Source organism: Pseudothioclava alba (assembly GCF_033100795.1).
GTDB lineage: Bacteria > Pseudomonadota > Alphaproteobacteria > Rhodobacterales > Rhodobacteraceae > Pseudothioclava.
The window spans coordinates 269128-291108 of record NZ_JAWLVI010000004.1 but is presented as its reverse complement, the minus strand read 5'-3'; the positions used below and the strand labels follow the sequence as shown (position 1 = coordinate 291108).

General features: G+C 62.9%; 21 protein-coding genes. 12 read left to right on the top strand and 9 right to left on the bottom strand.

Annotation, left to right across the window (positions count from 1 at the left end):
* Positions 1 to 20: 20 nt before the first annotated feature.
* Positions 21 to 689: a COQ9 family protein gene (locus RYZ20_RS11490; protein ID WP_317673585.1), complete on the top strand. Its 669-nt coding sequence runs from the start codon at positions 21 to 23 to the stop codon at positions 687 to 689.
* Positions 689 to 1684 (top strand): NAD(P)H-quinone oxidoreductase, encoded by a 996-nt coding sequence (locus RYZ20_RS11485; protein ID WP_317673583.1) that lies wholly within the window; start codon positions 689 to 691, stop codon positions 1682 to 1684. Before RYZ20_RS11490 ends, RYZ20_RS11485 begins: the two co-directional genes overlap by 1 nt.
* Here the strand turns inward: RYZ20_RS11485 and RYZ20_RS11480 are convergent.
* Complete coding sequence (locus RYZ20_RS11480) at positions 1677 to 2324, bottom strand: ribonuclease T2 family protein (protein WP_317673581.1); 648 nt, start codon at positions 2322 to 2324, stop codon at positions 1677 to 1679. The genes RYZ20_RS11485 and RYZ20_RS11480 overlap by 8 nt on opposite strands.
* Before the next feature lie 132 nt (positions 2325 to 2456).
* Here RYZ20_RS11480 and RYZ20_RS11475 point away from each other — a divergent pair, with 132 nt between their 5' ends.
* On the top strand, positions 2457 to 3203 hold the full coding sequence (locus RYZ20_RS11475) for a DUF1013 domain-containing protein (protein WP_317673579.1): 747 nt from the start codon (positions 2457 to 2459) through the stop codon (positions 3201 to 3203).
* A gap of 46 nt (positions 3204 to 3249) precedes the next feature.
* Here RYZ20_RS11475 and RYZ20_RS11470 read toward each other — a convergent pair whose 3' ends face one another.
* The 6 genes from RYZ20_RS11470 to RYZ20_RS11445 form a co-directional block, all read right to left on the bottom strand.
* On the bottom strand, positions 3250 to 4179 hold the full coding sequence (locus RYZ20_RS11470; protein WP_317673577.1) for a Hint domain-containing protein: 930 nt from the start codon (positions 4177 to 4179) through the stop codon (positions 3250 to 3252).
* A gap of 156 nt (positions 4180 to 4335) precedes the next feature.
* Positions 4336 to 5076 (bottom strand): SDR family oxidoreductase, encoded by a 741-nt coding sequence (locus RYZ20_RS11465; RefSeq protein ID WP_317673575.1) that lies wholly within the window; start codon positions 5074 to 5076, stop codon positions 4336 to 4338.
* A 24-nt stretch (positions 5077 to 5100) separates the two neighbouring features.
* Entirely contained in the window at positions 5101 to 6546 is a 1446-nt protein-coding gene (locus RYZ20_RS11460) for an aldehyde dehydrogenase family protein (RefSeq protein ID WP_317673573.1), read from the bottom strand.
* A complete protein-coding gene (locus RYZ20_RS11455) occupies positions 6543 to 8129 on the bottom strand; it encodes an ABC transporter ATP-binding protein (RefSeq protein WP_317673571.1) in 1587 nt (528 codons plus the stop codon). Before RYZ20_RS11455 ends, RYZ20_RS11460 begins: the two co-directional genes overlap by 4 nt.
* Positions 8126 to 8941 (bottom strand): ABC transporter permease, encoded by an 816-nt coding sequence (locus RYZ20_RS11450; protein WP_317673569.1) that lies wholly within the window; start codon positions 8939 to 8941, stop codon positions 8126 to 8128. The genes RYZ20_RS11455 and RYZ20_RS11450 overlap by 4 nt, the downstream gene beginning before the upstream one ends.
* Complete coding sequence (locus tag RYZ20_RS11445; protein WP_317673686.1) at positions 8938 to 9882, bottom strand: ABC transporter permease; 945 nt, start codon at positions 9880 to 9882, stop codon at positions 8938 to 8940. The genes RYZ20_RS11450 and RYZ20_RS11445 overlap by 4 nt, the downstream gene beginning before the upstream one ends.
* Positions 9883 to 10069: 187 nt before the next feature.
* On the opposite strand from RYZ20_RS11445, the gene RYZ20_RS11440 reads away from it, so the two are divergent.
* Positions 10070 to 11026, top strand: a complete 957-nt coding sequence (locus tag RYZ20_RS11440; RefSeq protein ID WP_317673567.1) for a L,D-transpeptidase — start codon at positions 10070 to 10072, stop codon at positions 11024 to 11026.
* A 56-nt stretch (positions 11027 to 11082) separates the two neighbouring features.
* Here the strand turns inward: RYZ20_RS11440 and RYZ20_RS11435 are convergent, their stop codons facing one another.
* A complete protein-coding gene (locus RYZ20_RS11435; RefSeq protein WP_317673565.1) occupies positions 11083 to 12555 on the bottom strand; it encodes an ABC transporter substrate-binding protein in 1473 nt (490 codons plus the stop codon).
* Between the two features lie 204 nt (positions 12556 to 12759).
* Between RYZ20_RS11435 and panB the strand changes: the two genes are divergently transcribed.
* Together panB and panC are read left to right on the top strand one after the other, a co-directional pair.
* Entirely contained in the window at positions 12760 to 13584 is an 825-nt protein-coding gene (gene panB, locus RYZ20_RS11430) for a 3-methyl-2-oxobutanoate hydroxymethyltransferase (RefSeq protein WP_317673561.1), read from the top strand.
* Entirely contained in the window at positions 13581 to 14420 is an 840-nt protein-coding gene (panC, locus tag RYZ20_RS11425; RefSeq protein WP_317673559.1) for a pantoate--beta-alanine ligase, read from the top strand. The genes panB and panC overlap by 4 nt, the downstream gene beginning before the upstream one ends.
* On the opposite strand, the gene RYZ20_RS11420 is transcribed toward panC, so the two are convergent.
* Positions 14417 to 15697 carry an acetylornithine deacetylase/succinyl-diaminopimelate desuccinylase family protein gene (locus RYZ20_RS11420; RefSeq protein ID WP_317673557.1) on the bottom strand — a complete coding sequence of 427 codons (1281 nt, stop codon included), beginning with the start codon at positions 15695 to 15697 and terminating at the stop codon, positions 14417 to 14419. The genes panC and RYZ20_RS11420 overlap by 4 nt on opposite strands.
* Positions 15698 to 15846: 149 nt before the next feature.
* Between RYZ20_RS11420 and RYZ20_RS11415 the strand changes: the two genes are divergently transcribed.
* Genes RYZ20_RS11415 through RYZ20_RS11390 form a run of 6 tightly spaced genes read left to right on the top strand, consistent with a single transcriptional unit; the run spans position 15847 to position 21976 of the window.
* Entirely contained in the window at positions 15847 to 16923 is a 1077-nt protein-coding gene (locus tag RYZ20_RS11415) for a hypothetical protein (protein ID WP_317673552.1), read from the top strand.
* A gap of 3 nt (positions 16924 to 16926) precedes the next feature.
* Entirely contained in the window at positions 16927 to 18057 is a 1131-nt protein-coding gene (locus RYZ20_RS11410) for a hypothetical protein (protein WP_317673550.1), read from the top strand.
* A 33-nt stretch (positions 18058 to 18090) separates the two neighbouring features.
* On the top strand, positions 18091 to 20028 hold the full coding sequence (locus tag RYZ20_RS11405) for an AAA family ATPase (protein WP_317673548.1): 1938 nt from the start codon (positions 18091 to 18093) through the stop codon (positions 20026 to 20028).
* On the top strand, positions 20025 to 20330 hold the full coding sequence (locus RYZ20_RS11400; protein ID WP_317673546.1) for a hypothetical protein: 306 nt from the start codon (positions 20025 to 20027) through the stop codon (positions 20328 to 20330). Before RYZ20_RS11405 ends, RYZ20_RS11400 begins: the two co-directional genes overlap by 4 nt.
* Positions 20331 to 20339: 9 nt before the next feature.
* Positions 20340 to 21704 carry a DUF6638 family protein gene (locus tag RYZ20_RS11395; protein ID WP_317673544.1) on the top strand — a complete coding sequence of 455 codons (1365 nt, stop codon included), beginning with the start codon at positions 20340 to 20342 and terminating at the stop codon, positions 21702 to 21704.
* Positions 21701 to 21976, top strand: coding sequence for a hypothetical protein (locus RYZ20_RS11390; RefSeq protein ID WP_317673543.1), 276 nt, complete (start codon positions 21701 to 21703; stop codon positions 21974 to 21976). Before RYZ20_RS11395 ends, RYZ20_RS11390 begins: the two co-directional genes overlap by 4 nt.
* Positions 21977 to 21981 lie beyond the last annotated feature (5 nt).

Genomic DNA, 21981 nt, shown 5'->3' with positions numbered 1-21981 from the left:
CTGCCGGAACGAGTTTTGCCATGAAAAACGACCATTTGGATTATGCGCGCACGCGGGCCGAGCTGTTGCAGGCCATCGCGCCGCATGTGCCCTTTGATGGCTGGTCGGAGCCTGCGTTCAAGGCGGCGGTCGAGGATCTGGGGATGGATGTGGGGCTGGCGCGCGTGATCTGCCCGCGCGGTGCGGTCGATCTGGCGGCAGAGTATCATCGGCAGGGCGATCGTCTGATGCTTGAGAAATTGACCGATGAAAACCTGCAAGGGCTGAAATTTCGCGAGAAAATCGCCTTTGCCGTTCGAACGCGCTTGCAGGTGGTGGATCGTGAGCTGGTGCAACGCGGCGCAAGCGTATTCGCGCTGCCGCAAAATGCCGCGACGGGGTCCAAGCTGATCTGGGAGACCTGCGACAAGATATGGAATGCCTTGGGCGACACGAGCGAGGATTACAACTGGTATACGAAACGTATGACGCTTTCGGGGGTGTATAGCGCGCTGGTGCTGTTCTGGCTGGGCGATGACAGCGAGGATTACGCCGATAGCTGGGCCTTCCTTGATCGCCGGATCGAGAACGTGATGCAATTTGAAAAGGTGAAAGGCAGCCTGTTGAAGCTGCCGTTTGTCAGCGCCGTGCTGGAAGGCATCAAGGCACCCTCTGGCCGAAATGACCTGCCCGGCAAGGAGGCACGCTGATGCAACTTCCCGATCAGATGACCGTCGTTGAAATTTCTGCTGCGGGCGGCCCCGAGGTCTTGCGCCCTGCGACCCGCGCGGTGCCCGTGCCTGCTCAGGGCGAGTTGCTGATCGAGGTGGCCTATGCGGGTGTGAACCGCCCCGATGCGTTGCAGCGCGCGGGGGCGTATAAGGCTCCGCCCTGTGCCTCGGACTTGCCGGGGCTGGAATGCTCGGGGCGCGTGGCGGCGATTGGCGCGGGCGTGAGTGGTTGGGCGGTCGGTGATGCCGTTTGCGCGCTTTTGCCGGGTGGCGGCTATGCCGAATATGCGCTCTGTCCGGCGGCCCATGCGCTGCCTGTGCCTGCGGGCGTCGATCTGAAATCGGCGGCGTGTCTGCCCGAAACCTGCTTTACGGTCTGGTCGAATGTCGTGCAGCGCGGCGGGTTGAAGTCGGGCGAGCGGTTCTTGGTGCATGGCGGCTCAAGCGGCATCGGCACCACAGCAATCCAGATCGCCAAGGCGCTTGGGGCGCGGGTTTTTGCGACGGCTGGCTCGGATGAGAAATGCCGCGCCTGCGCCGATCTTGGCGCCACTGCGATCAATTATCGCGAGGCCAATTTCGTTGACGTTCTGCGCGCAGAAGGCGGAGCCGATCTGATCCTCGATATGGTTGGCGGGAGCTACATCGCGCGCAATATCAAGGCCTTGGCGGATGACGGGCGGATGGCGTTCATTGCCTTCCTTGAAAGCCCGAAGGCCGAGATCAACTTTGCGCAGGTGATGCTGCGCCGCCTGACCATCACCGGCTCGACCCTGCGTCCGCAGTCCGATGCGGCGAAGGCGGGTATTGCACGGGAACTGCGCGAAAAGGTCTGGCCGATGGTCGAGGCAGGCAAGCTGCGCGTCGTGCATGACAGTTGCTTCCCGCTGGCCGAGGCCGCGCAGGCCCATGCGCGGATGGAAACCAGCCAGCACATCGGCAAGATGGTCTTGCAGGTGCGCTCGCCTATTTGATCCGCGCCATCAGCGCATCGCTAAGCGAGCAATCGCGGCGCGTGTCTGGGGCGCAGTCGCGCGGCGTCAGATCTTTGGTCAGGCAGATGCGGACCTCCTGAATCCGGCGCTGGTCACAGGTCACCGTGATCATGTTGCGCGAAAGCGACGGGTTGACCTCAAGGAAGGCGGCCTCCACGACCGAGGCGGGCAGGCGGTAATCCTTTTGCATCCTGGCGAAGACCGAGGGCCGCTTGATCCGCTCAAAGGCTGTGCGTGCGGTCGCAAAAAAGTCGGAAGGCGACAGCCCCGAACAGCGACCGTGCTTTTTCCACTGATACCACGCCGTGCCTGGGGCGCCCATGATGTCCTCCATCGCGGCGGTTTCGGACCGCGACGGATCGCGTGCGGTGGTCAGGCAAAAGCTTGGCCAGCCGTCCTCGTATTGCGGCCAAAGCCCGTGCAGGACAAAGCCGTAATCCTTGGCCGGATCACATTGCGGAGAGTTGCGCGCCTCGCCCTCAAGCGCGCACCATGTGGGCGACCAGCTCAGCGCGAGCACATAATAATCGAAATCTCCGGCCTTTTCGCCATCGGCCTGCGCGGTCAAAGGCAGCAAAACCGCGATAATTGCGGCGATGATACTTGTTACAAATCTCATTTTCTCTTTCCTAACACGCGACAAAGCACTATATGGGGCGCAATTCCCCTTCCAGAAATGGACCGCGGCCTCGGGAATCTCCAGCCGCAGCCGATTTCACGGCACGGGAGAGATTTGTAAAGGATGGCTCTGATGACGAACAAGCCCCTGATGGCCAAAGCGACCGCCGTGTGGCTGGTTGACAATACTACGCTGACCTTCAAGCAGATCGCGGATTTCTGCGGTATGCACGAGCTTGAGGTTCAGGGTATCGCGGATGGTGACGTTGCGACCGGCGTGAAAGGGTTTGACCCGATCGCCTCGAACCAGCTTGACCAGAAAGAAATCGACAAGGGCGAGGCTGATCCGCTGTATAAGCTGCGCCTCAAGTTCAACGCGGCCGCCGTGGGCGAAGACAAGCGTCGCGGCCCGCGCTATACGCCGCTGTCGAAGCGTCAGGACCGCCCGAACGCGATCCTGTGGCTGGTGAAGTTCCACCCCGAGCTGGCCGATGCGCAGATCGCGCGTCTGGTGGGCACCACCAAGCCGACGATTGCCTCGATCCGCGAGCGCACGCACTGGAACATCCAGAACATGACGCCGATTGATCCGGTCGCTCTGGGGCTGTGCCGCCAGTCCGAACTGGACAGCGAAGTGCAAAAGGCCGCGAAGAAGCGTGCTGCCGAAGGCGTGATGAGCGATGACGAGCGTCGTAAACTGGTCTCGACCGAGCAGTCGCTTGGCATGTCGGACGAGCCGCGCCTGCCGACCGCGATTGCGGGGCTCGAGAACTTCTCGCTCTCGGATGGCAAGCCTGAGGAAGACAAGAAAGACTACTCGGACGCGGAAAGTTTCTTCAATCTGCCGAACGATGAAGATGACGAGGACGACGACGCGTAATCGTTCTGTGTCGAAACAGATCTGGGCCGCCCTTCGGGGCGGCCTTTTACGTTCCGGTGGTCTGTTGCATCACTTTGCGCGCGGCCTGCATTGTCAGGAACGGGGCTGCCCGCGCCGGATTGGCACCCATGATCGCACGGATGCGCGCGGCCAGATGGCCTGGCATCTGTGACAGGGCGACGGGGCCGGGCCAGAAACTCTCGCATGGCAGACCCTCGGCGATCAGCAGCGCGTGTTGGTGCAACACTATGTGGACATAGTGGAAATCCGGTCCTGTCGCGGGCAGATGGCCTATGCGGGGTTGCGAGGTCAGCGCGCGCGCGGGAACAAGTGCCGCCAGTCCGGGCAGATAGACCCGATGTTGCGGCGATAACACCAGATCTGCGTGCGGACCCTGCGTGCCCAAGGCATGGGCACGGATCCGCACGGGGCGACTGATGCCGCCTGCACGATGGGGTGCGCGCACATGGATCAGAAGTGCGATACGAGCCAGGTCGCCGCCATAGAGCCGCACCTCGTCGCCGATGCTCAGCTCACCAGCTGCGCGCCAGCTGCCGGAGGCCAGCTTGAGTCGGGCGTTGGCGGCAAAACAGGACGGGCTGGAGGTGGAATAAGCGTAGGTCAAGACAACCCCGTCTTGCGCCTGAATGACGGTCAGTGGTTCGTTAAAGGGCGGCAGCGCCCCCTGAACCACAAAGGCTTGAATATTATAGGCATCACTGTTCAGCGACACGAATTGCAAGATGTAATTGGTGCCAAGAGAATCCTGCACAGTCAGGACATATTCCGCTTCGATCACCGTTCCGTCGGGGTAGAAAATCCCGTTGATTGTGGAGCCTCCGCTGAGGACCTGTGCGAGCCCCGCGTCGTCATCAAAGGTTGCATCGTTCCAGTCGGTGACGGCAACGGGCTGGCTCGAGGAGCCGGGAACCAGCGTGACTGTGTCAAAGCCGGGGAAGAATTGTTCCCCGCCCACGCTGGAAAATCCGCTGGGGTTGCTTGTGGTGATAGCGCTCAGATCAAAAATATTGAGCGAGTAAAGAGCCATAGAATTCGGCGCCCCTTGCGTGAAGGATGCCGGTGAGTATGCGTGTTTTGGCCTAACCGCGCGTTAACCGCCTTCGGCGTGAAGTCAGATGCAGCGCCCGCCGTCCACTTCCATCGCGACCCCTGTGACCATTGACGCCTCGTCCGAGCACAGGAACAGCGCGGCATTGGCCATATCTTCCGGCGTCGAGAACCGCCCCAGCGGAATGGTCGACAGGAATTTCGCGCGGATTTCCGGCGTGTCCTCGCCCATAAAGCTTTTCAAAAGCGGCGTTTCCCCGGCGACCGGGTTGATCGCATTGACGCGGATGCCCTTGGGGGCCAGCTCGACCGCCATCGCTTTGGTCGCGGTAATCATCCAGCCCTTCGAGGCGTTATACCAGTTCAGGTTCGGGCGTGGGCTGACACCTGCGGTCGAGGCGACGTTCAGAATCGCGCCGCGGCCTGCCTGCTTCATCGCTGGCACGATATGGCGCGCGGTCAGGAAAACCGATTTCGCATTGACCGCCAGCACACGGTCGAATTCATCCTCGCTGACCTCTTCCATCGGTTTGGGCAGATGGGTGATGCCCGCGTTGTTCACCAGAATGTCGATGCGCCCCCATTGCGCCAGCGCAGCCTCGGTCATTGCCTTGACGGAGGCATCATTGGCCACGTCGACCGTGCAGGCCAGCCCACCGATCTCGGCGGCCAGCGCGGCGGCGGCATCGCTGTTAATGTCTGCGACCATCACCTGCGCTCCTTCGGCTGCAAAGCGCCGCGCGATCCCCGCGCCAAACCCCGAGGCGGCCCCGGTGACGATGGCGGTTTTGTTTTCAAGTCTCATGCGTTTTGTTCCTGTCGAAAAGGGTCAGCCATGCCATGCGGCGACGGTTTTGAGGGTCGAAAATCCGTAAAGTGCCTCGAAGCCCTTTTCGCGGCCATGACCGGATTTTCCGGTGCCGCCGAAGGGGAGTTCAACCCCGCCGCCTGCGCCGTAATTGTTCAGAAAAACCTGCCCGGCACGCAGCCGTTTCGCAAGCCGCATCGTGCGCGGGCCGTTTTCCGACCAGACCGAGGCGACAAGCCCGTAGTCGGTGCCATTGGCGATGCGGATCGCGTCGGCTTCGTCCTCGAACGGAATGACGATCTGCGCGGGACCGAAGATTTCCTCTTGCGCCAGCCGGTGCGCGCCATGCCCACCCCCGATCAGCGTGGGGGCGACGTAATGGCCGCCCGCGGGGGCGTCGGCGGCAATCTGCCCTTGAGCCGCGATGGTCAGGTCCGACGCAAGGCCAAGATACCCCTCGACGATCTGCTTTTGCCGCGCAGAGATCAGCGGGCCAACCTCCAGATCGGCCATTGCGGGGCCGACGCGCAACCGGCGATAGGCGGTGGCCATCCGCTCCAGCACCTCGTCATAGCGCGAGCGCTCTACCAGAATGCGCGAGGCGGCCGAACACGTCTGGCCTGCGTTCTGCACGCCCGCATTCACAAGGAAGGGCAGCGCGCGGTCCAGATCGGCATCGGCAAAGACAAGCTGGGGCGACTTGCCACCCAGTTCCAGCGTGACAGGCACGACGTGGTGCGCCGCCGCCTCTTGGATCAGTTGGCCCACCGGAACCGAGCCAGTGAACGAGATATGGTTGATGCCGGAATGTGCCGACAGCGCCGCGCCCGCCTCTTCGCCAAGGCCCGGCACGATGTTGACGGCGCCAGCGGGCAGTCCGGCTTCCTCGGCGATGCGGGCAAAGGCCAGCGCGGTGAGCGAGGCTTCCTCGGCGGGCTTCAGAACCGTCGCGTTACCCATCGCCAAGGCCGCGCCCACCGAGCGCCCGATGATTTGCATCGGATAATTCCACGGCACGATATGGGCGGTAACTCCGTGGGGTTCGCGCAGGGTGTAGGCGGTATAGCCATTCTGGAAGGGGATCGTCTCGCCCATCACCTTATCCGCCGCGCCGCCATAGAATTCGAGATACCGCGCGAGAGCCACAACATCGGCGCGCGCCTGTTTCAGCGGTTTGCCCACATCCATCGCCTCAAGCACGGCCAATGCGTCTGCGCGGTCTTCGACGATGCGCGACATGCGCAGCAAAAGGCGCCCGCGTTCGGCGGCACTCAGCGCGCCCCAGTCGCCCTCGAATGCGGTGCGGGCGGCAGCGACGGCCTCGTCGATTTCAGCCTGCGTCCCCCGCGCGATTTCGGCAATCGTGGTGCCGTCCGAGGGGTTCTCGACGGGCAGGCGCTCGGGCGTTTGGCGCCAGCGGCCTCCGGCAAGATATTCGGTCGGGTCGAACCAGAGTGGCAGGGTCATGCGGGCTCCTTAATCCAGGCTGGGGGGATGCGCGGCGCGGCGGCAACCAGCGCGCGGGTGTAACTGTGGCGCGGGGCGGTGAACAGGGCTTCGGTCGGGCCTTCTTCGACCAGCTTTCCGGCCTGCATCACAAGGCAACGGGTGGTGACGTTACGCACGACCGACAGGTCATGCGAGATGAACAGATAGGCAAGGTTATGGCTTTTTTGCAGAGCGGCCAGCAGGTCCAGAACCTGCGCGCGCACCCGCACATCCAGCGCCGAGACCGCCTCGTCCAGAACGATCAGTTTGGGGCGGATAATCAAGGCACGCGCGATGGCGATGCGTTGCCGCTGGCCGCCCGAAAACTCGTGGATGAACCGCCGCCCGTCATCGGGCGACAGGCCGACCTCGCGCAGGGCTTGCGATACGCGGTCGCGCCAGTCGGTAGGGCGACCGGTCAGGTGAAACGGCTCTGCGACCAGACGCTCGACCCTTTGGCGCGGGTTGAATGAGCCGTAGGGGTCTTGAAACACCACCTGCACATCCGCGCGCAGGCGCATCGGCATGTCCGGTGAAACCAAATGGCCCGAGAGCATGATCCGCCCTTCTTGCAGCGGGTCAAGCCCTAGGATCGTGCGCGTCAGCGTGGACTTGCCGCAGCCGGATTCCCCGACCAGCCCAAGGCTTTCCCCCGCGTTCAGCGTGAAGCTTACGCCATCCACCGCGCGCAGGTCCGGGTGGGGCGCAAAGGGTGTCGGGCGAGGCAGGCGATAGAGGCGCGTGGCCCCTTCGACCGATAGCAAGGGTGCGTGTGTGTCGCGCGTTTCAGGGCGCGCCCGATGGGTCGAGGCGGCCAGCAGGTCGCGGGTATAGTCCGCTTGCGGCGTGCGGAATAACGGCTCGGTCTCGCCTGTCTCGACCACGCGGCCCGCGTTCATTACCGCCACGCGGTCGGCCATCCCCGCGACGACGGCAAGGTCATGGGTAATCAGGATCAGCCCCATACCCTCGTCGCGAGCGAGGTCTTGCAGGAGCGCCAGAACCTCGGCCTGAGTTGTCACATCCAGCGCGGTCGTGGGTTCGTCGGCAATCAAAAGCTGTGGTCGCAGCGCGATGGCCAGCGCAATCGCAACCCGCTGGCGTTGCCCGCCCGAAAGCTCGTGCGGGTAAAGCGTCAGCGGAAAACGTGGCGCGCGCAGGCCCACGCGGTCGAGCCTCTCGCGCGCGATGCGCAGGGCGTCTGCGCGCGGCATCCGCTCATGCACCATCAGGGTTTCCGCCACCTGATCGCCGATGGTCATCAACGGGTTCAGCGCGGTCATCGGTTCTTGAAAGATCATCCCGATCGACTTGCCGCGTATCTGGCAGAGCGCCTTTTCGGGCAGGGGCAACAGGTCGCGCCCCTCCAGCATGATCTGGCCGCTTGCCTTGGCGCGATGCGGCAGCAACCCCATGATCGCCAGCGCGGTCATTGATTTGCCCGAACCGCTTTCTCCCACCAGACCAAGGATTTCGCCTTTGCCCAGATCAAGGCTGACGTCTTGCAGGATTGCGGCGCGGTCGATGCTTACCGACAGGTTTTGCAGGCTCAGCAGGCTCATGTCAGGCGCCCCTTCAGCCGTGGGTCCAGCGCATCGCGCAGCCCGTCCCCCAGCAGGTTCAGCCCGAGCACCGTCAGCACAATCGCCAGCCCCGGCGCCAGTGCGACATGGGGGGCGAGGGTGACGAATGTCTGTGCCTCGGCCAGCATCCGGCCCCAGCTTGGGATGGGGGGCTGCGCGCCAAGGCCGACGTAACTTAGCCCCGCCTCGGCCAATATCCCCAGCGAGAACTGGATCGTTCCCTGCACGATCAGAAGATTGGCGATATTGGGCAGGATATGCTCGGCCGAGATGCGCGCGCGCGACTTGCCTGCGACCTGTGCCGCGCGGATGAAATCCAGCGTCCAGAGCGACAGCGCGCCTGCGCGCGAGACGCGGGCAAAGACGGGGATGTTGAAAATCCCGATGGCGATGATTGCGTTCAGCGCCGAGGGGCCGAAGGTCGCGGTGATCAGAATGGCGATCACCAGCGAGGGGAAGGCGAAAATCAGGTCATTGCCGCGCATGATCAGCTCGTCCAGCCAGCTACCGCGCCGCGCCGCCGCCATCAGGCCCAAGGGCACGCCAAGCCCTGCGCCAATGCCAACCGCCACCAGCGCCACCGCCAGCGAGACCCGCGCCCCCGCCATCAGCATCGAGAGAATATCCCGCCCGAAATGGTCGGTTCCGGCCCAATGCGCGACCGATGGCGCGCGCAGCTTCTCGGCAATCGCCATTTGGGTCACGTCATAGGGCGTCCAGACCAGCGAGACGAGCGCCGCCAGAAGCGCCGCAACCGACAGGACCAGACCAAGGCGGAGCATCGGCTTCATGCGCGGCTCCGCAATCGGGGGTCTACGGCGGCATAGGCGAGATCGGTCAGGAAGGTCACGCAGATCACCGCGCAGACCAGCACCATCACGGCGGATTCGACGACAATCAGATCGCGCTGCGTGATCGCCTGAAAGATCAACCGCCCGAGGCCGGGCAGGTAAAACACGTTTTCAATGATGATCGCGCCTGCCAGCAGGAAGGAAAACTGCATCCCGAGGATTGTCAGGACGGGGATCAGTGCGTTGCGCAGCGCGTGGGCGGTCAGCGCGCGGGTGCGGCTAAGACCCTTGGCGCGGGCGGTGCGGATGTAGTCTTGGCCCAAGGTTTCAATCAGCGCCGAGCGCAACACGCGGGCAAGGATCGCCCCTTGCGGCAAGGCGAGGGCGATGGCGGGCAGCGCCAGTGACTTCAGCGCGGCGAGTGGGGAGTCCCATCCCGCAAAGCCACCGGCGGGCAGCAGGCGCATCTTCACGGCGAAGACCAGCACCAAAAGCATCGCGAACCAGAAGTTCGGCACAGCGATCCCCAGCTGCGTGCCGGCCATGATGGCGCCGTCGCTTAGCCTGCCACGGCGCGCTGCCGCCCAAAGCCCGACCGGAAACGCCACGATCACCGCCAGCACCAGCGCCAGCACCGCCAGAGGCAAAGACACCACCAGCCGCGCGGTAATCAGGTCGATCACCGGCACCTTATAGGTAAAACTCTGCCCGAAATCGCCCGCGAGCATGCCCCCCGCCCATCGCAGGTAGCGCAGCGCCAGCGGGTCATCCAGCCCCATCTGCGCGCGCAGCGCCGCCACCGTATCGGGCGCTGCATTCAGCCCCAGCATATAGCTTGCCGGATCGCCGGGGATCACCTCGATCAGGGCGAATATGACAAGGCTTGCCACGAAAAGGCTTAGACACAGGATCAGGATGCGTTTGAACAGATAGCGCAGCATGGCACGAGGTTTGTCCGCCTGCCGCGCGGGGTCAAGCGAAAGCCGCGTCAGGGCGTTGCCATTTTTCACAGTTCTGTGCGCAAATGCACTGGTTCGACCCTCGGGACTTGACGCGAACGAGGGGGGAGGGTTTGTGGACAGCGGAAGCCCGCACTGCCATGTGGGCGAAGCTGGGGAATGTTGTTTCGTGTTCAAGCATCTGATGTCGGGCGCTCGCCCGTCGCGCGGCGGCATGGCTGCGCTTTCTGTTATAGCTGCGCTGATGCTGGCGGGGTGTAACCCCGATGCGCCGGTGAGCGGGCCGCAGACGGCCTCGGGCCTTTCAAGCATGAATGTGCCGATGGAGTATCGCGCCCGCCCCGATGGCGAAAAGATCGTGCCGATGGTGCCCTCGCTGTTCCTGACGGAGCGGAACAAACGCCAGTGGGTTGCCTATGACGGGCCGGAAGAGCCGAACACGCTGATCGTCGATCCCTATGCGCGGCTTTTGTATCACGTTGTCGAACCGGGCAAGGCGATGCGCTTTGGCGTGGCCGTGGGCAAGGCGGGGCGCGGATTTGCCGGAACCGCGCGCGTGCAGGTCAAGAAGGAATGGCCGGGCTGGACGCCGACGCAAAACATGATCCGCCGCGACCCCGAGCTGTATGGGCCTCTTGCCGGCGGGTTGAAGGGCGGACTGTCGAACCCGCTTGGGGCGCGCGCGCTGTATCTGTTCCGGGGTGGGCGTGACACGATGTATCGCATTCACGGGACGATGGACCCGGCCTCGATCGGGCGCGCGACCTCGGCGGGGTGCATCCGGCTGTTCAATCAGGACGTGATGGATCTTTATGACGAGATGGAGATCGGCGCGAAGGTCAAGGTGCGCTCAAAGGCGGAAAGCATCGCCGCCGAGGGCGAGATGGTCGAACTGCACACCGGCTATGTCGTGCCAGCGACCGAAACGGCGGTGATCGAGGCCGACCAGAAAGCCTATGACGAGGGGCTGATCCGTGACCTGTCGCTGGTCGAGGCCGAAGCCTACGCCCGTTCGGTCGCGGCCGCCGAGGCTCAGGCGGCGGGGCTTAGCCCCGAGGAAATCCGCGCTGCCGCCGATGAGGCCGCGGCCAGATTCCACCCCGAAGAAACGCCGGAAGAGGGCTAAGCCAAAATAAAACGGGCGCCGCCATCTGGCCGCGCCCGTTTCGGTTTCGGAAAGGCTTAGTCGGTCCAGTAGACACCGGTCAGATCGGTCGCCTGTGTCGGCGCATTCGCCCATAGCCCTTCGATTTTCGCGTTTGCTACCCCGGTTTGGGCCAACTGGAACAGGAAGCCGTTGACGAAATCCTCTGCGATGATCGTCTGCGCCTTGTGCAGCAGATCGCTGCGCGCGCCCGTGTCCGAGGTGGTCTCGAGCGTCGCCATCACCTCGTTGAAGGCAGGGTTCTGATAGCCGAAGTAATAGTCGGGGCGGGCATAGATGCCGATGTCCATAGGCTCGGTATGGCTGATGATGCTCAGGTCGAAGTCATGGCCCTTGAACACGGTCTCCAGCCAGCCCGCCCATTCGAAATTGGTGATCTCGGTCTGGATGCCGACTGCGGCCAGTTGCGCGGCGATGATCTCGCCCCCGCGGCGCGCATAGGTGGGGGGCGGCAGGGCAAGGCGCAGTTTCAGATTGCTGAACCCCGCCTCTGCCAGAAGTGCCTTGGATTTCTCGGGGTCATAGGCAGACAGGCCGGTCAGATCGAGGTAATCGGGGTTATGCGGCGCGAAATGGGTGCCGATCGGCGTGCCATAGCCGAACATCGCCCCGTCGACGATTTCCTGACGGTTGATCGCGTGGGCAATCGCCTCGCGAACGGTTTTGTCGGCCAGCGCCTCGGAGCGGTGGTTCATCGAGAGGATTGTCTCGCCCTCGGTCGAGCCGACGATGACTTTGAAGCGCGGATCGGCCCCGAATTGCACCAGCGTTTCGGGCGCGGGGAAGCGGGGGAAGACATCAACATCGCCCGCCATCATCGCGGCGAAAGCCGCCGTCGGGTCCGAGATGAAGCGGAAGGTTGCCTGAGCCAGTGCGGGCTTTTCACCCCAATAGCCCGGATAGGCGGCCAGCGTCACATGATCGCCCTGCGCCCAATCCTGAAACGCAAAGGGGCCAGTGCCAACGGGATGGGTAGCCGCCTCGGCCACGCTTTCAGGCGCGACGATTACCGCATCGCCCCAGGCCATCTTGAACGGGAAGGCGCCGTCAGGAGCCTTAAGCGTTACCGTCACGGTCTGCGGATCGGTCTCGGTGACATCAGAAATTCCCGCGAACAAGGTTTTTTGGGCGTTGGCGCTGTCTTCTGCGCGCGCACGATCAAGCGTGAATTTCACGTCCTCTGCATCAAACCCGCTGCCGTCATGAAAAGTGACGCCCGCGCGCAGGTGGAAGGTATAGCTCAGCCCATCTTGCGATACGTCCCAGCTTTCGGCCAGCGCGGGGCGGACCGAGCCATCGGGACCAAACCGCGTCAGCCCCTCGAACAGGTTGGCATAGACCACCTCGTCGATCGCGGCGGCAGCGCCTGCTGTCGGGTCAAGGTTCGGCGGCTCCAGCCCCAGTCCGACGGTAATCGTATCGGTCTGCGCCCATGCAGAGCCGGTCATCAGGGCCAAGGCTGTGGCTATCGTCAGCGTGCGTCTGGTCATCAAAGAGCCTCCCGTTTCATGGTTTGGATCACGGCTGGGGCACATGATTGACCCGATCCCGCGTTCGATCAAGGTAAATACTATCTTCGCCAAAGGGGGAATTTCGGGCCGGAACTCCCCTGCGACGCTGCGTTGCGGCATGAAATACTTTGCCTGAATTCCACGGGGCGGCTATGTCTTCCTCAAGGGAAGAAGGAGGGCATCATGTCTGCAACCGGATTCGAGCGTCGGCTCATGCCGTCGGATATTCAGGCGATGAAAGGCGGCGCACCCGTCGTGTGTCTGACCGCCTATACCACGCCGATGGCGCGGCTGATGGATGACCATGTCGATCTGGTGCTGGTCGGGGATTCGGTGGGGATGGTGGTGCACGGGCTGCCCTCGACCATCGGGGTGACGATGGAGATGATGATCCTGCACGGGCAAGCGGTCGGGCGCGGGCTGAAGCGGGCGCTGATGGTGATCGACATGCCGTTCGGTTCGTATGAGGAAAGCCCCGCGCAGGCGTTTCGCAATGCCGCGCGCCTGATGGCCGAGACCGGCGCAGGCGCGGTCAAGCTTGAAGGCGGGCAGCACATGGCCGAGACGATCCGCTTTCTGGTGCAGCGCGGTATTCCGGTGATGGCGCATATCGGGCTGACGCCGCAGTCGGTCAACACGCTTGGCGGATACAAGGTGCAGGGGCGCGGCGATGACCGTGCGCGCCTGATCGCCGATGCGCAGGCCGTGGCCGATGCCGGGGCGTTCTCGGTTGTGCTTGAGAAGGTGCCGGCCTCGTTGGCCGACGAGATTACCGCCGCGATTGCCATTCCAACCGTGGGTATTGGTGCAAGCGCGGGTTGTGACGGGCAGGTGCTGGTCGTCGATGACATGCTGGGCCTGTTCACGGCGTTCAAACCGAAATTCGTCAAACGCTTTGGCAATCTGGGCGAAGAGGCTGAAGCCGCCGTCGCCGCCTATGCTGCCGAGGTGCGTGCGCGCAGCTTCCCCGCCCCCGAACATGTCTTCGCTGATGAGGTAAAGAAATGACCGAAGTTATCCGCACCTCCGCCGAGCTGCGCGACAAGGTTGCCGCGTGGAAACGCTCGGGGATGCTGGTGGGCGTCGTCCCGACGATGGGGGCGCTCCATGATGGCCATCTGTCGCTGGCACGCGCCGCGCGAGAGCAATCGGATCGTGTGATCGTGACGATTTTCGTCAATCCGATGCAGTTCAACAACGCGTCTGATCTGGACAAATACCCCCGCGACGAGGCGCATGATCTTGCGCTTCTGGAGGCCGAGGGGGTGGATGTGCTTTTCGCGCCCGGTGTGGACGAGGTCTACCCCGATGGCTTTGCGACCAAGGTGTCGGTGACAGGGATTTCCGAGCCGCTTGAGGGCGCGATGCGTCCGGGGCATTTCGATGGGGTGGCGACGGTGGTCTCCAAGCTGTTCGGGATGACACAAGCGGGCCGCGCCTTCTTTGGCGAGAAGGACTGGCAGCAGTTGCAGGTGGTCAAGCGACTGGTCGACGACCTGAATATCCCTGTGCGGATCATGGGCTGCCCGACGATCCGCGAGGAAGACGGGCTGGCGATGTCCTCGCGCAACGTGCGGCTAAGCGCCGAGGAGCGCGCGCAAGCCCCGGTTCTGCATCAGCAAATGCAGGCGGCTGCCGGGGCGATCCGCGCGGGCACGGATGCAGGTGCCGCGCTGGAGACGGCCAAGGAGGCCATTCTGGCGGCTGGGTTTCACGATGTCGAATATCTGGAATTGCGCACTGTGGATGGCCTCAAGCCCGCAACCGATGCGGCCAAGCCTGTTCGGATGCTTGCGGCTGTCTGGCTGGGTGATGTGCGCCTGATCGACAATATCGCCGTTTAAGGCGCGAGCAATTCGGCCAGAACCAGCGCCATCACTTTGGCGCTGTCTTCCATATCGGTAATGCCGACCCATTCGTCGGGCTGGTGCGCCAGCGCCAGCTCGCCCGGACCATAGGCGATACAGTTTTTCAGTCGCCCGATGCGGTCGATATGTTTCTGGTCATAGGTGCCGGGGCTGACGACATAGCGCGCCTCGCGGCCCAGAACGGCCTCGATCGCGGCGGCGGTGCTGCGCACGACGGGGGCGTCTTTTTCGGTCATACTGGGTTGGACTTCGAACAGGTCGCGGATCTCGTAGGTGAAGCTTTCGCGCCGCGCCTTGACGCGCTCCATCAGGGCGGTGATTTCGGCTTTTACCTCGTCGATCTGTTCCTCGATCAGGAAGCGTCGGTCGATTACGATGCGGCAGCGGTCGGGGACGACGGGGGCGGGCAGGCCGGTATAACCCGGCTCTTGTTCAGCCTCGCCGCCGTGGATCGAATTGATATTCAGCGTCGATTGCCGCGCGCCTTCGGGGATCACCGGCATGGCAGTGTGTTTGGTCAGCAAAAGGGGAAACAGGGTTTCCTCCATCTCGGCCAGCACAGCCCCCATATGGCGCACCGCCGAGTCGCCAAGGAAGGGCATCGAGCCATGCGCAATGCGGCCGTGGGTTTCGATCTCGGCCCACCAGACGCCGCGATGGCCAAGGCAGATCTGGTCCTTGTGCAAAGGCTCGGGGATGATGACGTGCTGCACCCGTTCGGGGGAAAAATAGCCCTGCTGCGCCAGATAGGCCACGCCGCCATAGCCGCCGGTTTCCTCGTCCGCGGTGGCCGAAATTTCGATGGCGCCGCGATGGTCGGGGCAGGCGGCGATGAAGGCCTCGGCGGCGATTACGCTGGCCGCCAGCCCGCCCTTCATGTCGCAGGCGCCGCGGCCATAAATCCGGTCGCCCTCGACTTCGCCTCCGAACGGGTCGCGTGTCCAGCCGTGACCAACCTCGACGACATCGTGATGCGAGTTGAAATGCACGCACTCGCCGGCGCCGCGCCCCTCGCGCCGCGCGACAAGGTTCCAGCGCGGGTAGGTTTCGCTGTCGCCAGGGCTGTCATGGGCGCGGATCAGCTTGATCTCGAAACCCTGCTGCAACAGCCGTTCGCCCAGATAGTCGCAGATCTGGTGATAATGCCGCCCCGGAGGGTTGAGCGTGGGGATACGGATCAGGTCTTGCGTCAGCGCGATCAGATCGTCGCGCCGTGCTGCAATTTCAAGCTTGATGCGGCTGTGCAGGTCCATAGGGTCAAGGCTAGCGTCGCCTTTCGCGCAGGTAAACGCAAAAGCGCTGGCGGCGCGCGATGGATTTCGCTAGCTTTTTTGCGGGCAGGCACTTCAAAATCGAAATCGGCCTCCCCAGATTGTAATAACGATTAACATTGGAGGGGCCGATGTCTGTCTTTGAAACCCAGATCGCCGAAAGCCAGAAGCAGGTGGCCGAAGCGCAGGCGAAGATTTCCGAAATGACGGCGCGGATCGAAGCGGCGCGGAAAATCTCGGGGGTTGAGGACGCTGCGGGACTGGACATAGAGAACGCCTCGCTGGCCGATGTTCAGGCGCACGCAGACGCGATGAACGCCAATATCGCCGAGCTGATCATGGGGCTGGACGACGTAACCGCCGGGTTCTCCAAGGATTTCGAGGGGCTGCGCACCAAGACCGCGTGGGAAAGTTTTGTCAGCATCTTCGCCAGCGGTAAATCTGAATCGATGCGCGCCGAGCGCCTGCGCGAAGCCTCGATCGACACCAAGCTGCAGGACCTGATCGCCAAGTCGGACACGATTGTCACGCTGTTGCAGGGGCAGCTTGCCGTGCTCGAAGAGCAGAAAACCAAGGTCGAGGGCAACCTGACCGGCACGCTGGACGAGCGCGAGATGACGGTCGCAGAACTGGAAGGCGTGCGTGCCGATATTCTGGCGATGGACCCGAAAATCATCGAGCTGGAAAACAAGATCGCGGTCGAGCAGGACGCAGGAGCCCGCACCAAGCTGGAAACCGAACTGGCCGATCTGAACGTGCGCTATAACGCGCTGGTGCAGGACGAGCAGGTCAAGATCGCCAAATCGCAAACACTTGAGCGCTATATCGAGAAGGGCAAAACTTGGGTCGACAGTCTGCAAAACCAGGCGGCAACCCAGATGGTGCTGATCAACAAGCTCCAGACAGATACGCAGCAGCGTGTGGTTCTGTATGATGCGCTGACGAAATCGCTGAAAACCGCGCAGCAGCAGGAAATCGCACACCGGATCAACGAAATTGGCATCGAGACCGACAAGCAGGCGCAGACCGCTATGGCGGGCATCGGCGCGGCAACCAACGCCAAGATGGCCGAGATGCTGGAGTCGCACGAAGAGAATATGGTCTTCGCGCGCAAGGTGCTGGAGCAAAAGGCCAAGGCGGACGAACGCTTTGCGCGCCGCTTTGCCGCGATCGTCGAGAAACACGACAAGAACCTTTACGGCAGCTAAGCGGTGAAGACAGAGCTGACAAACGATCACAAGGTGCTGGATGACGATCTGGCGGCACGGCGCTACTTTGCCAAGTTCGACCGGATCACCCGCATTTTGCGTCGCGTGGCTGACGAGATGGAGGTCGACCGGGCGCTGAGCGCGGCCGACGCCGGGGTTCTGTCGACCTATGTCGATGCGATGGCGGCGAGCTTTGAGGCGCTCTCGATGAAGTATCTGGTAGCGGGGCGCATGGGCGGAACGCTGGCGCGCCACCTGACGATTGATCTGCATGAAAGCGGCTTTCCGATCTATCAGGAGCTGGTCTCGATGGCCAATGATGCGGCGCAGGCGGGGCAACACCTGCGCGGGATGGCCTCGGCGGATGATCTGCGCGACCGGATGATCCGGCGGATCGTGGGCGAGCGGGCAGTGCCGACCGATCTGCAATACGCCATGAGCCAGCGGCTTTATTTCGAAACGCTGGCGCGGCGCGGGGCGGGGCTGTTCTGGCCTCAGATGCACCCCGAAGTGCTGCCCCAAGGCGATCTGACGGGCGAGCGGCGGTCCTATGTCGTGCATTGGGCGGTTTATGACAGCCAGCAGAACGTGCCGGTCGTCTATCTGATGGACCTGCAAGACAGTGGCCGCCACGCCTTGCCGCGCGACGAGGGCCGGTGGGAGCGGGCAAAGGCGCATCTTCTGGCGCAATCGGTGGGCGGGCTGAAGCTGCTGACCATCGCCAAGGGGTTCGATCAGGATTTCGACGATCTGCACCCCAAACGGCTGCGGCGCATCCATCTGGGGCCGATGTATTCCAGCGCGTTCACGCTCCAGACCGGGCCGATCCGCGATGTTCTGGACGAGGCTAAGGCGTCGGCGGGCGATGACTGGGCCTTTGCCTGGACCGTGGAAGAGCTGGAAAGCGCGCGGGCCGAGGTTGAAAAGGGTTGGTTCTCCAGTTCCGAGCGCGAGGTGTTCGATCTGGACCCTCTGGGGGCGCAGGCCACTGAGCATGGCGCAACGCGGCTGGAGCGTTCGGTGATCTTGCCGCAGCGGCCGTTTCAGGTTCTGGCCGAAAAAGACCCGCGCGGATTTCGCGAGGTGCGCAAATTCGTGGTGGGGCAGGATGACCGGGTTCTGGTCTACGGCTAACGCGGTATTGGTTTAGGGTAAGGCAGGCAGACAATGAGTGCAGCGCGCGACGAAATGGAACTTCGGGAAGAGGCGATCCGCGCCCATTACGGGGCTGCGGCGGCCATGCTGACGGGGTTTGACCATGCGCCGCGCTTCGGCAAACCCAAGGTCGAAACGCCTGCGCCCGAGCGCTCAAGCGGGGTGGCTGCGACGGGGCGGCGGTTCCGTTCTACCACGCCGGGGCTGGTGACGCGCGCGGTCACGCGCCCCGATGGCGTGCGGCTGGCTGACCGGATCGAGGCCGTGGGCGAGGATGACCTGCCTACACCCGCGCAGGCGCAAGTGCTGCAAAGCCTTCGTCGTGGGCTGGCGATCGCGCTGGCGATCGGCGAGGCGTTTTCGGAAATCACCGGCCTGAACGAGCTGAAAAAGGCCAATCTTGAAGGGCGCCTGCCCGAAGCGCGTCGCGCCGAATTCACCGATCTTCTAAGTGCCGAAGCCTTGGCCGTGCTCTCTGTTTTCGCCAACGCCAGCGCCTTTCTGTTGGCCCCCAATGCGGGCGAAACCAGCGCCGATGTTGGCGATATCGAGGAAATCCTGACCGATAACGCGCCACTCGCCCTGCACGGCGCCTTGTGGGAACTGGACCAGATCATCGGCGCGCGGGCAGAGGACGACGGGCAGCTTGTTTCGCTTGTCATGGCCTATGCCGAGGCGCTGATGGAGCGGGTCCGCCAGCGCGGCGAAGGGGCCGCGCGGATCGGCGCTTTCACGCAGGCCGTCTGGCGGATCGAGGCGGACGACCTGCCGATCTCGGGCTTTGCGCCAGCGCGTGCGGCGCGGGGCTCGGTCCTGACGATGCAGTTCAAAAAGCCGCATGAGGTGGTCGGCAACCATATCGCGAAATATCAGGCGATGCGTCTGGCCAAGATGCTGATGGCCTATGATTTCGAGCGCCGCCTCAATCCCTTTGCCGAAATGGGCGGCTTCATCTTTACCTTCATGGGGGACGGCAAACCCGGCACCGGCAAGACCACGCTTATCCAGATGATGGCGGGTCTGTTGAACGACTATTGCCAGAACGCAGGCTACCCGTTCCGCTATCAGAACTTCGGCATCGACAATATCGACAGCTATCAGGGCAAGTCGGGCCAGAATGCCAAGGCGTTTATCCAGAATGTGATGGACCCGCATGTGATCGGGTTTGGCACGGTGGACGACATCGACCAGATCGCGGGCAAGCGCGGCGACCGGCAATCCTCGGCGGGCCAGCAAGAGGTGACGGCCGTTCTGATGGAGGCGTTCGCGGGCGCGAATACCGTGGTGCGCGGCAATTGCACCTTCGGGATGTTCTCGAACTACCCCGAGAATGTGGACGATGCGCTGCGTCAACGGGCGGGGGCGCGGTTTCTGGTGGATGGCCCGCAAACCCGCGAGGATTACATTGATATTCTGGCGCTTTTGCTGGGCAAGAACCACGCGATCCCCTTGGGCGAGCACGAGCTTTATGCAGCCCAACAGATCAAACGCGCGGTGGCTGCCTCGTTCGAGGGGCACAGCCGCCCGCATGAGGCCGGGCTTCAGGCGGTCTTCGCGGCGGTTTCGGATCGCGTCGGGCCGCTGGATACCGTCGCGAAACTGGGCGCCTATCTGAAAGCCATCCAAGAGGCGGACGACCGCTTCACCGGCCGCGCGATCAAGAACATCACCGACGCGGTGAAGGTGCGGGCGATGGATTTCGAACTGCCCGATGAATGGATGGAAAACCCCGATCTGTTCCTGTTCAAACCCTATGACGAGAAATCCGCGATGATCGCCGATCTGCGCCGCCCGATCACGGTCGAGATGGTCATTCAAGAGATCAACCGCTATGCCGACAGCGAGTTCCGTTATGCGGATAAGTCTGACGAAGCCGCGATCGAGGGCATGGTGCGCGACATGAACCGCACCCAAGAGGCCAAGCGGCGCTATCTGGAGGGTAGACCATGAACAGTTTCCTCGCGTTTTTGCTGATTATTTGCCTGATGATCGGGTTCTGGCTGTCGAAGAACAGCTGGAGCAAGCTTTTCCTTGTCATTCCGCTCGGCGTGCTGGTGCCCGCCTTCTATGGGGCGGCCACGAATTGCGGGCTGGGGTTCTTGATGGATTTCTTCGCGGAAGGAAGCTGCAAGGGCGGGAACTCCCCGCGTGAGGTGCTGGCGGGCGTCTATGTGATCTCCTTCGTGCCGGTTCTGGTTTTTGCGGTTCTGGCCAAGCTCGGGCGGATCTGGGCGCAAAAGAAGGGGGCGTAACGGGGCACGATGAGACGCCTGATCGACAAAGGTCTGATGTTTGGAAACCTCGTGCGGGTCGATGCGCCGGCTCTTGTCGCGCGCTATAACCGCGCGCTGCGCCATCTGGGCAAGCCGGAGACCAAACAGACCGAGTTCCACATCGACATTTCGGGCTATAGCCCCGAGGTGGGCGATGAATTGGGCGATCATCTGTATCTCAACCCCAACGGTGTGAACCGGCAGTTCATTCTGCTTTCGACCGAACAGAAAACTGCGCCGCTGTTGAATGCGACCTTCTCGATGGAGCGCGCGATCCTGCGTCTCTTTATCGAGGAGAACGAGGCGCAGCTCTTCAGCCTGACGGCTCGCGATGCGGTGGCAGGCGAGCTTGAGGATACCGTCTACGAACTGGCCACGCCTGCGCGCCTGTTCGACATTCGCTCGATGGTGGTGGTGGCCGATACGACGGGCAACCATGTGGCCGAGGCGCAAAAGCTGGCGGGTCTGATCGAACGGTTCCGGCAAGAACGCGACGCCTGGTTCGATGAGGCTCTGATCGGGCAGATGATTGAAATCGCGGGAAAGACCGGAGATGTGACACGCAATCCGGTCTCCCTGAAGGCCACACAATTCGTGACCGAGGATTTCTGGACTTCGCATTTCGGTGGCATCTATATGTTCCGCTCGGTGACGCATCCGGCGGCGATTTGCATGGGCGATCGCGCTGCGCTTGGAACCTTGCCGATCCGCTATGTCTTTGGCCATGAGAACCGCAACGAGATCGCGAAGTTCCTGCAACTGAATGGCCTTGTTGAGCCGATCATCGGCGCGAAGGGGTTCGATGCGGGGGCTGTGCTGCGCCAGAAGATGGACTTTATCCTGATCGAGGCGGCCTCGCGGCTGGGGCTAAACCTTGGCGACGGATCGCGGCGCGAATTGCGCCAGATCGCGCAGCGTCTGGGGCCGGACCTGCCGGAGGAATTCCAGGCGCTCGCGGCCCTTCTGCGTTGGAAAGAGGCGGGCGGTCCCTGGCCGCGGATCGACAGCCGCCATCCGGGCTATTTCTATACGCTGCGGGCCGCGGAAGGGCCGCTGAAAACGTTGGTGAACATGCTTTTGTCAGAGCTTGGCCCGCTGGACGTGCGCCAGTTATTCATCTGCCACAAAGAGCTGTTCTACCGCCTCTACGCGACATGGCCCGATGCGAAAAAAGCCTATGTGGCGAAGTTCCTTGAGAAAGAGTATCAGATCGACAAGGCCGGTGTACGTGAGGCGCTGTTCGGAAGCGAACCCTCGATGCACGAGGACGAGGCCGGAGGGCGCGCCGAACCCGAGCGTGATCCGGTTGAGCTTGTCGGGCCGTGGGGCGCGGTGTTGCGGGGGCGGCGATGATCGGTTTCTTGCGGTTGATGATTTTCGGTCTGGTCGGGTTGACCATCGCCTATTGGCTGATGCTGATCTACATGCGCTCGCTCAAGCGCGAAGACCTTGAAAACGAATGGGATGAGGTGTCGGGCGAAGGGCTGCCCCCGCGCGACACCTATATCGACGAGGGGATGTCGGGCTATGAACATAGCCTCAAGCGCAAGCTGGTCTGGCTGGTGGTGATCGTGCCGATCTGCCTGTTCGGAGTGCTCCTCTATTTTATGAATTTCAACTCGTGAGGCTG

Bases quoted from the DNA above. Each gene is read 5' to 3' on its own strand.
- RYZ20_RS11490 (WP_317673585.1), top strand. From the start codon at position 21: ATGAAAAACGACCATTTGGATTATGCGCGCACGCGGGCCGAGCTGTTG.
- RYZ20_RS11485 (WP_317673583.1), top strand. From the start codon at position 689: ATGCAACTTCCCGATCAGATGACCGTCGTTGAAATTTCTGCTGCGGGC.
- RYZ20_RS11480 (WP_317673581.1), bottom strand. From the start codon at position 2,324: ATGAGATTTGTAACAAGTATCATCGCCGCAATTATCGCGGTTTTGCTG.
- RYZ20_RS11475 (WP_317673579.1), top strand. From the start codon at position 2,457: ATGACGAACAAGCCCCTGATGGCCAAAGCGACCGCCGTGTGGCTGGTT.
- RYZ20_RS11465 (WP_317673575.1), bottom strand. From the start codon at position 5,076: ATGAGACTTGAAAACAAAACCGCCATCGTCACCGGGGCCGCCTCGGGG.
- RYZ20_RS11460 (WP_317673573.1), bottom strand. From the start codon at position 6,546: ATGACCCTGCCACTCTGGTTCGACCCGACCGAATATCTTGCCGGAGGC.
- RYZ20_RS11455 (WP_317673571.1), bottom strand. From the start codon at position 8,129: ATGAGCCTGCTGAGCCTGCAAAACCTGTCGGTAAGCATCGACCGCGCC.
- RYZ20_RS11450 (WP_317673569.1), bottom strand. From the start codon at position 8,941: ATGAAGCCGATGCTCCGCCTTGGTCTGGTCCTGTCGGTTGCGGCGCTT.
- RYZ20_RS11445 (WP_317673686.1), bottom strand. From the start codon at position 9,882: ATGCTGCGCTATCTGTTCAAACGCATCCTGATCCTGTGTCTAAGCCTT.
- RYZ20_RS11435 (WP_317673565.1), bottom strand. From the start codon at position 12,555: ATGACCAGACGCACGCTGACGATAGCCACAGCCTTGGCCCTGATGACC.
- panB (WP_317673561.1), top strand. From the start codon at position 12,760: ATGTCTGCAACCGGATTCGAGCGTCGGCTCATGCCGTCGGATATTCAG.
- panC (WP_317673559.1), top strand. From the start codon at position 13,581: ATGACCGAAGTTATCCGCACCTCCGCCGAGCTGCGCGACAAGGTTGCC.
- RYZ20_RS11420 (WP_317673557.1), bottom strand. From the start codon at position 15,697: ATGGACCTGCACAGCCGCATCAAGCTTGAAATTGCAGCACGGCGCGAC.
- RYZ20_RS11415 (WP_317673552.1), top strand. From the start codon at position 15,847: ATGTCTGTCTTTGAAACCCAGATCGCCGAAAGCCAGAAGCAGGTGGCC.
- RYZ20_RS11405 (WP_317673548.1), top strand. From the start codon at position 18,091: ATGAGTGCAGCGCGCGACGAAATGGAACTTCGGGAAGAGGCGATCCGC.
- RYZ20_RS11400 (WP_317673546.1), top strand. From the start codon at position 20,025: ATGAACAGTTTCCTCGCGTTTTTGCTGATTATTTGCCTGATGATCGGG.
- RYZ20_RS11395 (WP_317673544.1), top strand. From the start codon at position 20,340: ATGAGACGCCTGATCGACAAAGGTCTGATGTTTGGAAACCTCGTGCGG.
- RYZ20_RS11390 (WP_317673543.1), top strand. From the start codon at position 21,701: ATGATCGGTTTCTTGCGGTTGATGATTTTCGGTCTGGTCGGGTTGACC.